This window comes from Rhodococcus sp. NPDC019647, assembly GCF_044389235.1.
Classification (GTDB): domain Bacteria; phylum Actinomycetota; class Actinomycetes; order Mycobacteriales; family Mycobacteriaceae; genus Rhodococcus_F; species Rhodococcus_F oxybenzonivorans.
The window spans coordinates 131,178-145,966 of record NZ_JBIRXS010000014.1; the positions used below are offsets into that span (position 1 = coordinate 131,178).

Annotated in this window: 11 protein-coding genes; 6 read left to right on the forward strand and 5 right to left on the reverse strand. The window is 65.2% G+C overall.

Annotated elements, in window-relative coordinates; genetic code table 11:
* The first annotated feature begins 189 nt into the window (after nucleotides 1-189).
* From ACH49N_RS23515 to ACH49N_RS23530, 4 genes are all read left to right on the forward strand, one after another.
* Nucleotides 190-2,154 (forward strand): GAF domain-containing protein, encoded by a 1,965-nt coding sequence (locus ACH49N_RS23515; protein WP_012687160.1) that lies wholly within the window; start codon nucleotides 190-192, stop codon nucleotides 2,152-2,154.
* 901 nt (nucleotides 2,155-3,055) lie between these two features.
* Entirely contained in the window at nucleotides 3,056-3,217 is a 162-nt protein-coding gene (locus ACH49N_RS23520) for a hypothetical protein (RefSeq protein ID WP_012687159.1), read from the forward strand.
* A gap of 63 nt (nucleotides 3,218-3,280) precedes the next feature.
* The gene (locus ACH49N_RS23525) at nucleotides 3,281-4,912 is read left to right on the forward strand and encodes an NAD(P)/FAD-dependent oxidoreductase (protein WP_012687158.1); all 1,632 of its coding nucleotides are present in this window, start codon (nucleotides 3,281-3,283) and stop codon (nucleotides 4,910-4,912) included.
* 79 nt (nucleotides 4,913-4,991) lie between these two features.
* Nucleotides 4,992-6,137, forward strand: a complete 1,146-nt coding sequence (locus ACH49N_RS23530; RefSeq protein ID WP_012687157.1) for a CaiB/BaiF CoA-transferase family protein — start codon at nucleotides 4,992-4,994, stop codon at nucleotides 6,135-6,137.
* Between the two features lie 947 nt (nucleotides 6,138-7,084).
* Here the strand turns inward: ACH49N_RS23530 and ACH49N_RS23535 are convergent.
* The 5 genes from ACH49N_RS23535 to ACH49N_RS23555 form a co-directional block, all read right to left on the reverse strand.
* Nucleotides 7,085-7,777 (reverse strand): alpha/beta hydrolase, encoded by a 693-nt coding sequence (locus ACH49N_RS23535; RefSeq protein WP_012687156.1) that lies wholly within the window; start codon nucleotides 7,775-7,777, stop codon nucleotides 7,085-7,087.
* 174 nt (nucleotides 7,778-7,951) lie between these two features.
* Entirely contained in the window at nucleotides 7,952-9,118 is a 1,167-nt protein-coding gene (locus ACH49N_RS23540; RefSeq protein WP_012687155.1) for an acyl-CoA dehydrogenase family protein, read from the reverse strand.
* Nucleotides 9,119-9,138: 20 nt separating this feature from the next.
* Nucleotides 9,139-10,332, reverse strand: coding sequence for an acetyl-CoA C-acyltransferase (locus ACH49N_RS23545; RefSeq protein ID WP_012687154.1), 1,194 nt, complete (start codon nucleotides 10,330-10,332; stop codon nucleotides 9,139-9,141).
* Between the two features lie 311 nt (nucleotides 10,333-10,643).
* A complete protein-coding gene (locus tag ACH49N_RS23550; protein WP_012687152.1) occupies nucleotides 10,644-11,417 on the reverse strand; it encodes an SDR family NAD(P)-dependent oxidoreductase in 774 nt (257 codons plus the stop codon).
* Between the two features lie 76 nt (nucleotides 11,418-11,493).
* Entirely contained in the window at nucleotides 11,494-12,042 is a 549-nt protein-coding gene (locus ACH49N_RS23555; protein ID WP_012687151.1) for a cupin domain-containing protein, read from the reverse strand.
* A 346-nt stretch (nucleotides 12,043-12,388) separates the two neighbouring features.
* Between ACH49N_RS23555 and ACH49N_RS23560 the strand changes: the two genes are divergently transcribed.
* Both ACH49N_RS23560 and ACH49N_RS23565 read left to right on the forward strand, forming a co-directional pair.
* Nucleotides 12,389-13,618: a cytochrome P450 gene (locus ACH49N_RS23560; protein WP_012687150.1), complete on the forward strand. Its 1,230-nt coding sequence runs from the start codon at nucleotides 12,389-12,391 to the stop codon at nucleotides 13,616-13,618.
* 4 nt (nucleotides 13,619-13,622) lie between these two features.
* Nucleotides 13,623-14,732 (forward strand): hypothetical protein, encoded by a 1,110-nt coding sequence (locus ACH49N_RS23565; protein ID WP_012687149.1) that lies wholly within the window; start codon nucleotides 13,623-13,625, stop codon nucleotides 14,730-14,732.
* Nucleotides 14,733-14,789 lie beyond the last annotated feature (57 nt).

Consider the following 14,789-nt stretch of genomic DNA (forward strand, 5'->3'; position numbering starts at 1 on the left):
TCATCCGGCCCTACTCCTCGACCACCGCACCGACGTGACAGACACGCCGCTATGCGGGCATCCTGGATGAAGCCGCGCGGAGATTTGACATCAGGGTTTCTCATCGCGAGCATGGCGCTACATGGGTCATGTGGCAGGCTTCACATTACGGGTTGCCTCCAGGCGTGACCCAGATCAACGGAGATTCGTGTGAGCACTGCAGCCCCCTTGCCTGATAAATGTAAATCAGCTGGCACGGCACAAGGTTCCTACCGCGCCGACATCCGGGCGTGCACCGCGTTTCGTGAGGTGGCCGAGGCGTTGGCCGAGGGCCGCGATCTCGATGTCGTATTGCATGTTATCGCCGAGAAGCTGTGCCTATTGACCGGTGCCGACCGGTGCAGCATTCATCTGGTGGATAAGGAAACCGGGCTTCTGCATGGTCGGGCGGCGCATGCCCCGACCAACATCGACGCTCAAGTCAAACAGCTGGTCAGCGGCACGATGCAGGACAGTTTCACCCGGGAGATCCTCTCGACTCGCCGACCGGTGGCCCTATCGAACACCTTATCTGACCCGCGACCGATCAAATCCGCGATGCGCCGATGGAACGCCCAATCCGTCCTCGGTGTTCCGATGGTCCTTCACGATGAAGTCATCGGGGTCGTCTACCTCGACAGCGAAAACACCCCTGTCGAGTTCAGCGCCGCGGACCAGGAACTCGCTGTCGCGTTCGCGGACCTGGGGGCCACGGCGATCCGGCAGACACAGTTAACTACTCGACTGCGCTCGAGTCTGTCCACGGTAGCCACTCAGATCGAACAGCTGCGGCAAGCCGCCAGCCTGGAAGAGCAGTTGACCGAGATAGTGCTTCGAGGGTCGAGCCTAAGGGAGATTGGTGACACGGTCGCCCGCCTTCTGGGCAAACCGTGCGCGATCTACGACAACGCATTCCGCCGACGCGTGTTGTCCTCTCCTGCCCAGTCCGCGCAGAACTTCACCCCGAAATTGTTGGACAAGGATATTCGCGAGGCTCCAGCGGTCAGGGAATCGCTCGCCCAATTGAAGCCCGGAACGCCCACGGTGATCCAACCCCTCCCCTGGCTTGGATTGCATCACCGTCTCCTCCTCTGCGCCGTCATGCTCGATGGGGATTGCTGGGGCTATGTCGTTGTAGCCGAGCACGGTCGTCGATTGAGCCCGCTCGACGAGGCCGTGGTTCGCCGCGCCGCACTGAACATCGCGCTGGAAAGATCCGGTGAGCGACGCGCCGGCACCGTTCAATGGCACACAATCGAGGCATTCACGGGAAGTCTGTTACGTGGCGATGAGTCGCTCGCGGCCCTCGAGGAGCGGGCCGAGGTGTTGGGCCTGCGTCTGGACGTTCCGCGCGTCGTATGTCTGGTTGCCGCGCGGCAGAAGGACGCGCCCCTGCAAATCTCACCTCAGATGCTGGCAAAACGGCTCACCGATCGTGAATCACCCTCGGCGGTCATGGCTGCGCCATCCGGGAACGACATTGCCCTGATTCTCGAGCTTCCCGAGAGTGCCGATCACCGCCGCGGCGTCGCCTGGGCCAAAGATCGAGTCCGTGCAGCCGTCACCGGAATCGCCTCCGAGGACGCTCTGAACGTTGCCATTTCCACCGTGGCCTACGCCCCGGGTGAGGACACCCGCGCCTTTAACGAGGCCCGTCAGGTCCTGTCCTGCATGCACCACCATTTAGGCATTCCCGGCACTCAATTCCTCACAGTGGACGAACTGGGCGCCGGCCGTCTGCTCTTGTCCTCCACCGACCCGACTGATGCCTTGCGCTACGCGCATGACGCACTTGGCCCGCTCCTCGCGTCGGACAGCGCCAAAACCCGAGAGTTGTTGACCACGCTCAGCGTCTTCTTGGATGCCGGGTGGAGCGTTCGACGCGCCGCACGACTTCTGGGGGTACACGCCAACACCATCCGCTATCGCACCGCCAGGATCGAGCAGCTGACCGGCCTCGACGTCGCCACCGATGCACACGCCCAGCTGACTGCGCAGCTCGCACTCCTCATTCTGCGGATGAATGGCCTGCTCCCCCCGACATCCGCCCTACCCATGACAGATCACCCCACCGAAACCAGCGATCAGATTGAGGCCGACGAGGCCGACGAGGCCGACGACGCGGACGTGGAATAGCAACTCTTAATCCAATCGATTGATTCACCGTCCGCCGATTCGACGGGCGCACCAAAGTGCTGTACGAGAGTCGGCTCGAAGTGGACCTGTTGTGGCTGGTGAGCGTGTTTGATGAGGTTTGGACACATCAGGGAGAAGTCGTGGACTCTCAACTTTCCAGCTCCCTCCGTAGGTAGCCGGGTCGAAGTCCGAGCTGGCCCGATGATTGTTCTAGCCGGGCCGCGGCGGTGTCTGCCTCGGCGGCGAGTCTCCCCAGGGTTCGCAGGCCATGATTCCGACGCTGCATTTCTGTGTATACATACAAAGAGGGTGCAGTGGTCGTCCCACAGTCACCAGCCCAACTGCCGGTCGATGCAGGTGACGCGTGTGTCGGGTTGCAGGGGCTGCAGGATGCCAGTGGTGGTGCGGGCTCCCTTTGACGACCCGGTCGTAGTGCTCGTTCCCTCCCCGAGCTGAGCCTCGACATCCGGATCCGTCACGGCAAACCAGTCCGACTCGACCCGCTCGGGGCCGTCGTACTCCCCGTGATGCAGACCGCTGCCCGAAGTGTTGGTGGAAGCCGCCGCTTAGGTCACCTGATGGTCGAGCCCCGTGACGCGGCTGGCGGGCGGTGCCGTCGTCGAGGTGAGGTCGACGGCACCGGCCAGGAAGATCTTCTGTCGAGGTCAACCCTCAGCCCCCGCTCAACCTGGCCGACAACACCGGCGGGCGCCGGGGCCGCGGGTCGCGTGCCGGCAGAGGAGTCGCCTTCTCCGCAGTCGAACCGTAATTCAATCCAGACCCGCACTAATCACCGCGGGAATTCCAGCGGAGGCGCTGTTCGGACCGCTTCTGTATTAGTGCACAAACTTGTGGTGGGCACGAGGATGACCGGTTCTGAGATGCGTGTCACAGTTGCGTCATGACTGTTCCCCTCCAGCGAGTCATCACTGGCGTCACCACCGACGGCATGCGCTTTCCGGTGGGCGGCTGCGTCCAGGACGAGTCCGGCCCGGCTGGCAACCACGGCAGCGTGCCGGCCACACCTTGCCCACCTGATCCTCGACGCAGTTCGTCGATCTAGGTCGACCGCCGAAGCTGGCGCACCAGTAACACAAAACCTGAAAGATCGAAGGGACCACCCGTTATGCCATTGCAGACCCTGTCCGACGTGGACGCCGTCGTCATCGGCGCAGGCTTCGCCGGCCTGCGCACCATCCACGCCCTGCGCAAGCTCGGGCTGTCCATGCAAGTGTTCGAGGCCGGTACCGACGTCGGCGGAACCTGGTACTGGAACCGGTACCCCGGGGCACGGACCGACACCGAAAGCTGGGCCTACTGTTTTTCCTTCGACCGTGAGGGCTGGGAGGAATGGGACTTCCGTGAGCGTTTCTCCGCGCAGCCCGACACGCTCGACTACCTTCGCCATGTCGCCGACAAGCACGACATGCGCAAGCACATCCGGTTCTCCACGCGTGTCACGGGCGCAACCTTCGACGAGAACACGAACCGTTGGACCGTGGTCACCGAGGACGGCCTCGAGGTCAGCTGCCGCTGGTTGATCACGGGCCTCGGGTGGCTGGGTGTCGCCTTCAAGCCGCCCTTCCCCGGAGCGGACTCCTTCCAGGGCGAGTTCTATTCGACGTCCCAGTGGCCCCACGAGCCGGTCGACCTGGCCGGCAAGCGGGTCGGCGTCATCGGTACCGGGGCTACCGGAGTCCAGGTCATCCAGAGTGTCGCGCACGTCGCCGAGAATCTGACGGTCTTCCAGCGCACCCCCAACTTCGTGGTGCCCACCCGCAATCATGCGTTGTCGCCCGAGCAGAAGGCCGAGCTCAGTCGCGACTACGAGACTGTCTGGGACAAGGCGTTCAAGCACGTCTTCGGCTTCCCGATGGAATCCCCGGAGCGGCTTGGTTCCGAGCTCAGCGACGAGGAGCTGGAGAAGGTCTTCGAGGCGGGTTGGGAGGCCGGCGGTTTCCGGTTCATCTTCGAGACCGTCGACGACCTGCTGGTAGACCAGCGCGTCAACGATACGGCTGCGGAGTTCGTCCGCCGCAAGATCCGGACCATTGTGAAGGACCCGCACACAGCCGAGCTGCTCTGCCCCACGACCCACCCGATCGGTGGCAAGCGCCCACCGCTGGGAACTTTCTACTACGAGACGTACAACCGTCCGAACGTGTCCCTGGTGAGTGTGCGCGAGGATCCGATCCACGAGATCACGCCGACCGGCCTACGTACTGCGAGCGGCGCCGAGTACGAGCTGGACGTGATCATCTACGCAACAGGGTTCGACGCCATCACCGGCCCCCTGTCCAACCTGGACATCCGCGGAGTCGGAGGTCGCACGATCGCGGAGCAGTGGGCAGATGGGGCCAAGATGCTGCTCGGTCTGTCGGCGGCCGGCTTCCCGAACCTGTTCACGATCCTGGGACCTCAGGCGCCTTTCGCCAGCCACCCACCGGTCATCGAGACGCAGGTCGATCTCATCGAAAAGATCCTCGAACGCGCCCTAGCCGAGAAGGCCACCCGTGTCGAGGCCACTCCGGAGGGGGTCGAGGCCTGGTCGGACCAGTGCGACATGGTCCTCAAGGCGACGCTGCTCGAGCAGGGCCTGGGCGATCGGCCGTGGTTCCTGGGCGCGAACGTGCCCGGAAAGAAGCCGAGCACCTTGTGCTATCTGGGCGGCTTGGGCAACTACGTCACAGCCGTGAATCAGGAGGTCGAGGGCGGGTTCTCGAGCTATGTGCTTGATGCCGCGCCCGTTCTTGCCTAGCTGACATTTGAGGGTCCGCTCGTGCAGTAGCGCGAGCGGACCCTCGAAGCGCGATAATCCGTACGGGAATGGATGCAACGTGGGACCCCTGCATGGACTGCGGGTGCTCGAGCTCGGGGGCCGAGGTCCGGTGCGCTTCAGCGGAATGCTGCTAGCCGATCTCGGCGCCGAGGTGATCAGCATCTGCCGCCCTCGGCCCGCCGATGACATCACGCCGTTAGGAGACGCCGGGCTCGGGCGCGGCAGGCGGAGAGTGAGTCTCGATCTGCGCACCCATGCGGGGCGGCGGGTCGTGCTCGCGATCGCGAGCCGGGTCGATGCCGTCATCGAGGGTTTCTTACCCGAAGTCGCCGAGAGCCTCGGTGTGGGACCCGCTGACTGTATGGCCGCAAATCCCCGGCTGGTCTACGGACGCATCACCGGTTGGGGGCAGACCGGGCCCTTGGCGAACCAGCCCGGCCACGACATCAACTTCCTAGCCGTCTCCGGCGTACTCGCCCACCTGGGACGCGCCGGCACCCTGCCGGCACCACCGATGAACTTGCTCGCCGACGGCGGTGGCGCAATGTTGCTCACGCTAGGGGTGACGGCTGCCGTGTTGGAGGCCCGCGCGTCAGGTATGGGACAGGTGGTCGACACGTCGATGCTCGAGGGCCACGCGCTGCTCAGCACCATGAGTCACGAGATGCGCAACGAGGGACGGTGGAACGAAGACCGGGGTTCGAACCTCAACGATTCCGGCGCCCCGTTCTACGACGTATACCCAGCATCTGACGGCCGCCTTGTCGCGGTCGGAGCCGTGGAGGAGCGGTACTGGAAGTTCCTACTGGCGCTGCTCGACATTGGAGACGGGCCGGATCGGTGGGATCGTGCCACCTGGCCCTGGTGGCGTGAACGACTCGGGGCCGCTTTCGCCCAGCGCACGCAATCCGAGTGGTCCGAGCACGCGGAGGCCGCTGGTGCCTGCATCTCGCCGGTGTTGACGGGGGCGGAGGCCGCGGACCATCCGCACAACCGGGAACGTGGGGTCTTCACCCGAGCCGGCGACGATCTCCTTCCCTCGCCGGCGCCCCGGTTCAGCCGAACGGCGCTTCGGCCGCTGGGCACCACCGCGCGGGGAAGCGACCAAACGCGTCAAGTGCTCGCAGAGCTTGAGATCGACGAGACGGGCATCCTCGACGAACCGTCAGCCGGTGGCCGGAACGGCCTCGAGCCGGCCCAGTAGCGGTTCGCCCGAGCCACGGACGGGGAACGCCGTCCGGGCCGTCATGTAGTCGCGATCGCCGGGTCGTGATCGGCAAGCGAGCCGGCGACGCCGCCGAAAACGCTCACGCACCGTGTTCGCATGAACGCCGAGCTCGCCGGCACGGTCAGCGCACGCTTCCCGCCCCACATGAGGAACGACTCCAGGGGCCTCGAGCAAACTGCTCGGCCATGACCCGACGGTCCGGACCAGCAATCCGAGCGCATCTCGGGATGTGGGGCCTCCCCCCGCAGGCGATCCAGCAGGAGCCGAGCCGCACCAGCTTCGTCGACCGAGCGCAATCCTGATGCCGCGTCGAACGGGTGCTCGCCCGGCCAGCTCAGCACCTGCTGCGCATCCCGATCGGGCTGATTCGTGGCTTCTGTCGTCTCCCACCGCCGAGATCGATGCGCACACCTCGCCAGTCGAACTCAGGCCGGCCCACACCATCCCCAATGCGCTTGAACGTCAGTTCCCCCAACACGCCGGGTCTTCGCGATTCTTCACCCACCTCAACAGCCCGGCTCGGTAGAGATGTCGCCGACGGGCAGTCGCGATCGGCGGAGAGCTGCGCCGCCGCTGGACGTGACCCGAAACTGAGTCGGGAGGGCCCGCGCACAGCGGCACCGAGGCAGACCACCCGCCCGCTCGCCTAGATCGACACCGAGCGCCCGGCCGCTGCTTCGACGTCGTCGCTGTCCCCCTTCAGACGCGCCGGGGGTGACTCGATGGCACGCCACGGTGCTGTTGAGACGACGCGCCCGCCAGTATCGGACAGGCACCCCGCTGGACGGCCTTCGGCCAGACCATCGACCCGTCGAGTACGAGGCGTGTCCCCGCGAAAAGGGCCAGGGGCTTCCTCTAGATCGGCTGACTACGCGTCGCCGGACCGGGCGGAATTCGTTCCGGCCCGGCACTTTTGGACAGGGTCAGCTCGCCGCTGCGGCGATCGCCTCGGCGATCTCGACCGGTTTGGTGAACATCGGTCCGTGTCCCGCGTCCACCTTGACGACAGTGTCGACGTGGCTCGCGAACTCGTGCTGCAAGGCGACGGAGAACATCTTGTCCTGGAGCGTGATCACGTAGGTGGCGGGGTGTTGCTGCCAGCCGAGCCCAGTGGCGGTCTCGCCGAGCGTGCCGAGCGCGTGTGGGCCCATCTTGTCCAATACGTGGGCGACTTGCTCGTCTGGGGCGTCGTTGAACATGGTTTCCCGTGCTGCCTCGCGCTCGAGCGTGGCGGTGCCGTCCTCCCGCGGTTCGAGCGCTACACCGAGATCGCCCTGTGGCTCCGGGTCGCGGCCAAGGAGGTCGCTTACGGATTCGCCGGTCTGGGGCAGAGCGGCACAGACGTAGACGAGATGTGCCACGCCGTCGTTGTCCGCGGAGGCACGGGTAATCACGGCACCGCCGTACGAATGGCCCACCAAGACGGCCGGCTCATCGAAAACCTTCAGCGAGTCGCGGACTGCCTGGGCATCTCGCTCGAGCGTTCCGTCCGGACCGCGGCTCGGAAGATCCACGGTATTTACCCGTATCCCGCGCTGTTCCAGTTCGGCGATCACTTTGTCCCATGCCCATGCTCCGGTGAAGGCACCGTGCACGAGAAGTACGGGCTTGGCCATACGTTTCACCTCAGTTTCGCGTTACGCCGGGTGGCCGCATCAAAACAGCGCCCGGCAGTTGGTTACTTGGTCGCCCGTGGTGTTGCTGGATCAGTTCACGTGAACTGGCCCGCCGGGCACGTCTTCCTTGGATTGGGACGAGCCCGGTCACGGAGCTGTTGTCCGGTGTTCGGGTTACGCAGGTGCGGACATGTCGGCGGCGATGTCGCGGCCGATGATTTCCTTCATGATTTCGGTGGTGCCGCCGTAGATGGTGTGGACGCGGGTGTCGACGTAGGCGCGGCCGATGGGGTATTCCAGCATGTAGCCGTAGCCGCCGTGCAGTTGCACGCACCGATCGACGACACGCTTTTGCAGTTCGCTGGCCCACCATTTGGCCTTGGCGGCGTCGACGGCGGTCAGCTCCCCGGCGTTGAGGGCCAGGACGCACCGGTCGATGTGCGATTGGGTGACTTCGATTTCGGTGAGCATCTCGGCGAGAGCGAAGCGAGTGTTCTGCAGGTCGCCGATCGGTGCGCCGAACGCGCTGCGCTCGAACACGTAGTTCTTGGTCCATTCGTACGCGGCGCGGGCGCCGGTGATCGAGGTGACGGCGATGGAGGTCCGTTCGAGGGGAAGGTGCTCCATCAGGTAGAGGAAGCCGCGGCCTTCGGTGCCGAGCAGGTTCGATCCTGGTACGCGCACCTGGTCGAAGGACAGTTCGGCGGTGTCCTGGCCGGCCAGGCCGACCTTGTGCAGCTTGCGTCCTCGGGTAAAGCCAGGCATGTCGCGTTCGACGACGAGCAGGGAGAAGCCGCGGGCGCGGGCGCTGGGGTCGGTGCGGGCGACGACGATCACCACGTCGGAGTGGATGCCGTTGGTGATGAAGGTTTTCTGTCCGGTGAGGATCCAGTCGTCACCGTCGCGGACGGCGGTGGTCTTGATTCCTTGCAGGTCCGATCCGGTGCCGGGTTCGGTCATGGCGATGGCGCCGATGAGTTCGCCGGCCGCCATGCCGGGCAGCCAGCGCTGCTTCTGGTCGTCGGTGCCCAGATCGATGATGTACGGAAGTGCGACGTCGTCCTGCAGGCTCATACCCGCGCCGAAGGATGTGGTGCCGGTGCGGGCGATCTCTTCGGCGACCACGTTACGGAATCGGTAGTCGGTCACGCCGGAACCGCCGTAGGCCTCTGGTATGGCGAGGCCGACGATCCCGGACTTGCCGGCGGCGAGCCAGGCGGAGCGGTCGATGAGCCGTTCGGTCTCCCACCGCTCGTAGTGCGGTTCGACCTCGCGGGCGAGGAATTCGCGCACCGTCTCCCGGTACGCCTGGTGGTCTTCTTCGAAGAAGGTGCGCTGCATTGTTGTTCCGACTTTTCGTTTCAGAGGCGTTCGATGATGGTGGCGTTGGCCAGGCCGGCGCCCTCACACATGGTCTGCAGGCCGTAGCGGCCACCGGTGACCTCGAGGTGGTTGACCAGCGTGGTCAGCAACCGGGTGCCGGACGAGCCGAGGGCGTGCCCGAGGGCGATCGCGCCGCCTCGGGGGTTCATCCGGGCCGGATCGGCACCGAACTCGTGCGCCCACATCAACGGCACCGGCGCGAAGGCCTCGTTGACCTCGAAGGCGTCGATGTCGTCGATGCCCAGCCCCGACCTGGCCACCACCTTGCGGGTGGCCGGAATCGGGGCGGTGAGCATGAACAGCGGGTCGTCGCCCGCGACGGCGAAGGAATGGAACCGCGCCCGCGGAGTCAGGCCCAGCTTGGCCGCGGCCTGCTCGCTCATGATCAGCACCGCCGACGCCCCGTCGGTCAGCGGCGACGAATTGCCCGGGGTGATCAGCCACTGCGCCTCGGGGAACCGGGCGGCGTACCCGTCCGTGCGGAACGACGGCCTGAGTCCGGACAAGCCCTCGGCGGTGGTCGCGGCGCGCACCGTCTCATCGACGGTGTGTTCGATGACGCTGCCGTTGGCGTTGGGTACCGCGATGGGCACGATCTCACCGTCGAAGAATCCGGCCGCGGCCGCGGCGGCGGCCCGGCGGTGGGATTCGGCCGAGAACGCATCGAGGGCCTCACGGTCGAACTTCCACTTGGCCGCGATCAGCTCGGCGGAGATGCCCTGATGGACCAGGCCCTGCCGGTAGCGGGCGGCGATGCCCGGGCCGGAAGTGTCCTGACCGATCGACGCGGCACCCAACGGGATGCGGCTCATCGATTCCACCCCGCAGGCGATGACGATGTCGTACGCGCCGGCGATGATGCCTTGCGCCGCGAAATGCGCGGCCTGTTGGCTCGAGCCGCACTGGCGGTCGACGGTCGTCGCGGGCACCGACTCCGGGAATCCGGCCGACAGCAGCGCAGTGCGGGAGATGTTCAGCGCCTGTTCCCCGACCTGGGAGACGCAGCCGCCGATGACATCGTCGACCAGAACCGGGTCGAGGTTGTTGCGGTCGACCACGGCGCGCAGCACGTGGGCGAGCAGGTCGACGGGGTGGGTGCCGGACAGGGCACCACCCGGCTTGCCCTTGCCGGAGGCGAGGCGCACGGCATCGACGATTACCGCGTTGGTCATGAGTGAACTTCTTTCGTTGCGGATGGAAGCGGTCGGCGCCCCGGCGTAGGCGATTTCCTGGGCACCGACCGGCTCGAGGACTCGACGCCCTGGCGGGCGGGGGCCCGCTTCTCGGCACCAGCTGGTACGACACCGGTGGCGCGAAAGGTGGTGGCAGCGAACCGATCCTCGAGGAATTCACCGAAGGTGATGCCGATGTTCCCTGTGTAGCAGGGCATTGGCGCGGTCACCTCGGCGGCCGCTTGGCAGAATTGGACAGTCCCACAAGCAACCACCACGATGTCCTGGACTCGTATAAGTGAGGAAGCCGGTCAGACACCGCTGCTGCCGCCGTCGACGAAGAACAGTGAACCCGTCGAGAAGGCGGAGGCGTCGGAGAGTAGCCAGGCAGCCTGCTCGGCGATGTCGATCGAGTTCCCGACATGTCCGATCGGTTGACCCTCTGCCAATGACTTCGCCAGCACCGGATCGTGCAGCACCGAGTCGAGCATCGGCGTGGCGATGGTGCCGGGCAAGATGACGTTGACCCGAATGCCTTGGGATGCGTAGTCGAGTGAGGCGGCGCGGGTGAGTCCGACGACGCCGTGTTTGCTCGACACGTACGCCGGCATCCCGGGAACTGCCTTGTATCCGGCCAGGGATGCGGTGTTGACGATCGACCCGCCGCCGTGCTGTAGCAGGTATCCGATTTCATGCTTGAGGCAGAAGAAGACACCGGTCAGATTGATGCCGAGGGTGCGGTACCAGTCTTCCGCACTGGTCTCGTGAAGCGGTGACTGTGGCCCGATTCCGGCGTTGTTGAACGCGCCGTGCAGGCCACCGAATTTCTCGACCGTGGTGTGCACCAGGGCCTCGACCTCTTCTTCGACGGAGACGTCGATGCGCAGGTATTCGACCCGGCCGCCGCCGGATTTGATCTGCTCTGCGGTCTCTTTCGCGTTCTGCTCATTGATGTCGGCGACCATCACATTTGCACCGCGCGCAGCGAACAGCTGTGCACTGGCGCGGCCGATACCGCTGCCGGCGCCGGTGACGATCAGCGATTTATCCGTCAGATCGAGCGACTTGTAAGGGTTGGTAGGCACAACCATCTCCTAGGTATCCCGGGATGCCCGGGCGGTGAGGATCTGTCTCGGCGGCAATGTGAGGTCCAGCCGACTCCTACTTGTCGACGTCGAGGATCACGTAGGCGAGGGTCGCCGGCTGGTCGCTTCGATTGCGCCAGGCGTGGCGTGCGCCGTTTTGAACGATCGTCGCCCCGGTGGGAAGGTGCACCTCGGCGCCGTCGTCGAGTTCGAGGTAGAGCTCACCTTCGACGACGATGGAGTAGTCGACCGTCGTGGTCTGGTGCATACCCGGGGCGTCGGGCTCGAAGACTCCGACCAGGCCGGGAAGCTTTGTTTCGGCCTCCGCGGCCCACTCGGAAATCTCCTCTTCCGTGGGAGCGGGGGCGTCCGGCTCTGCCGCGGACTCGGGAGGGAAACGGAGCAACCCGAACCGGGTGCCCCCCGGGCCGGGGAAGAAGGTCTTGTTGGCCGGTTGCGGGGAGACGACCGGACTCTCGAGGGCTCCCTCGGTGCCCCAGATCGCGAAGAACTGGGCGCCGGGCATCATCGCCAACTCGACGGGTTCAACATCCGCCGCTTCGTAGGCGACCGACTTGCCATTGGAATCGATACCGGTGACCACGCGTTTGATTGGAAGGCTCATGTGACGACAGTCTCATAACGCTCTCGTTTACCGTGCCGCCCACGAGACGAATTTTTGTGCCCTTATCCAACTAGACGAGGACACCTTTGTCGTCGGGCCTGCGTACCGGAAGGACTGCAGGGCGAGGAGAACCCTCGCAGCGCGCCTGCCGTCCTCGACTCTCCGGCCATCCGAGCCTGGATCTCGTCCTCCACCAGGGTCGATGACTATTTGTGCCGATGTCCAAAGTTTTCGACGCTGGCCGCACCGGCTCCGCACTCATCCGTGTGATGCTCGAAACACGAGCCGGCCACGTCCCAGCCGCGGGCAGAGGTGGTGGCCCCAGCCACATGATCTGGAGAAAACAGTGCCTACTTCGACTATTAAATTCGACCCGACGGATCCTGCGACCCTTCGCAACCCGTATGACACGTTCGCGCGGATGCGGGCCGAGGCGCCCGTGCACTGGAGCGCGGAGCTGTCAGCCTGGTTGGCGGTGGACGCGGCGTCCGTTCAGACGGTGCTCACGACACCGACGGTGTTCTCGGCGAACCGCCTGGTGCCGGTCTTCGATCGGCTCAAGGAAAAAGATCAGGCCTCCGCCGCCGACGTCATGCGGTGGTTGTCGATCTGGATGGTGTTCCAGGACCCGCCGAACCATACCCGGCTGCGCCGCCATTTGGCGGAGGTGATCAACCCGAACATGACCAAGACTCTGCGCGAGCCGATCCAGGAAATCACCACCGAGTTGCTCGACGGTCTCCCGAAGCACGAGTCGTTCGACTTCTACACCGACTTCGGCCTGCAGCTGCCCGGATATGTCGTGATGGACCTGCTCGGCGTCCCTCGGGAGCGGCTGCCGGAGGTCAAACAGTGGTCGGACGAGATGATGTTGTTCATCGGCAGTGCACGCTCGGTGGAGAACAAGTACGGCCGCGCCCGCCACGGCGCGTTGGCGATGGCGGAACTGTTCCGCGGGTTGATCGCGGACCGGAAGGCGGCGCCGCAGGATGATGTGCTCACCCGCATGATCACCAGCGAAATCGACGGCGAGACACTGACCGAGGACGAACTGGTCGCCTCGATGATGATGATCGGCAACGGCGCCCAGGAGACCACCGCGCACTTGATCGGCAATGCCCTGCTGGCGTTGCAGGAGCACCCGGAAACGCTGGCTGAATTGCGCGCCGATCCGGCCAAGGTGACACCCGGGGCGATCGAGGAATTCCTACGCTACGACGGTCCGGTGCTCTCGACAGCCCGGATCGTTGCCGAGGACACCGAACTCGGTGGACAGCACCTGGCCGAGGGCGACCGCATTTTCGCGATCCTTGCTGCCGCCAACCGTGACCCTGCCGTGTTCGATCGACCCGACGAACTCGATCTTCAGCGTCGCCCGAACGCCCACGTTGCGTTCTCCAAGGGTGCACACTTCTGCCTCGGAGCCCCCGTCGCCCGGCTCGAGGCGCAGATCGCTTTGACCGAGATCGTGCGGCGCTTCCCGGACTACCGGATCAGTGAGCCGGTCGAGGAGATCGCGTGGAGCAACTCGATGGTCACCCGTGGCCCCACCCGACTTCCAGTGAAGCTGAGCTGATCCCGTGGAGCACCTAGACGAGCAGTTTCCCCTGGCGCCACTCGATGATCACCTCATTCATCAGACCCCGGATCCGATCAGGGTGGCCTGGTCCTCGGACCCCCGGTTCTACGAGCGGTACTGGAATGTCTTCCATGACGAGGTGGGTGATCTGCTGATCGCCGCGGGGGGGACCTTCTACCCGAACCTCGACTTGGCGGAGGCGTACGCGATCGTCAATTATCGCGGCATTCACCGCTCCGTCCGGGCGTTTCGTCCGCTCGGCGTCGACCGCATGGACCTGGAAGTCGGTCCGATCCGGCCGTCTATCGTCGAGGGGCTTCGACGATGGCGGCATGTACTCGCACCCAATGACTGGGACATCTCCTACGAGCTGGACTGGGTCGACCGCAGGCGGCAGGTCTACAGCGCCGCCTACGGATCTCTCAAATCAGCCACCCCCACGGGTTCGCAGAAGCACGTGACCGCGGGTTTCGAGGGTTTCGGGGATGTGACCGGGTGGGTGCAGATCGGCGACGTCCGGGTCGAATGGCCGAAAGGTGCCGCCCGCGGGACCCGGGATCGGCATTGGGGTATCGGGCGCGGTGTCGGCGGACCCGGAATGCATCCGGGCCGCACGGTGAAGGCCGGCTGGAAGGGCGGGAACTGGATCTGGTTCGACGACTTCGCGATCTGGGGTCGCACCGTCCTCTACGACTTCGGTGATCCCCGCCCGGGAGCGGGAAGGGTGGTCAACGTCGAACGCCGACTCCGGTTCGAGGAAGACACCAAGATCTTCACCGAGGGCGTGATCGACTACACCTTCGACACCGGCGAGCAGCGGCAGGTGCACTTCGAACGGTTGGGTTTCCAGACCGCGTACATGAAGTGCGGCCTCTACGGCGGGAGCCCGGAAACAGGCCTCCACCACGGCGAATACGTCGGCGAGCCGATGGTGGAGGGCGACGAATTCGATGTCCGGGAGGCCTCGGTGCGTTCGAAACTGAGCGGTCTCAATGAGCACCATTGCCGAATCATTTGTGAGGACCGCACCACCACGGGAATCTTGCAACCACTGGAACCGGACGCCTACGAGTCCTGTGCCCGCGGTGAGCGCGGGTGGGCCTTCCTCTGATCACCGGTGTGCCGATCAGAGCCCACGACCCGGGTGCCGGCCGACCGGCAACCGGAT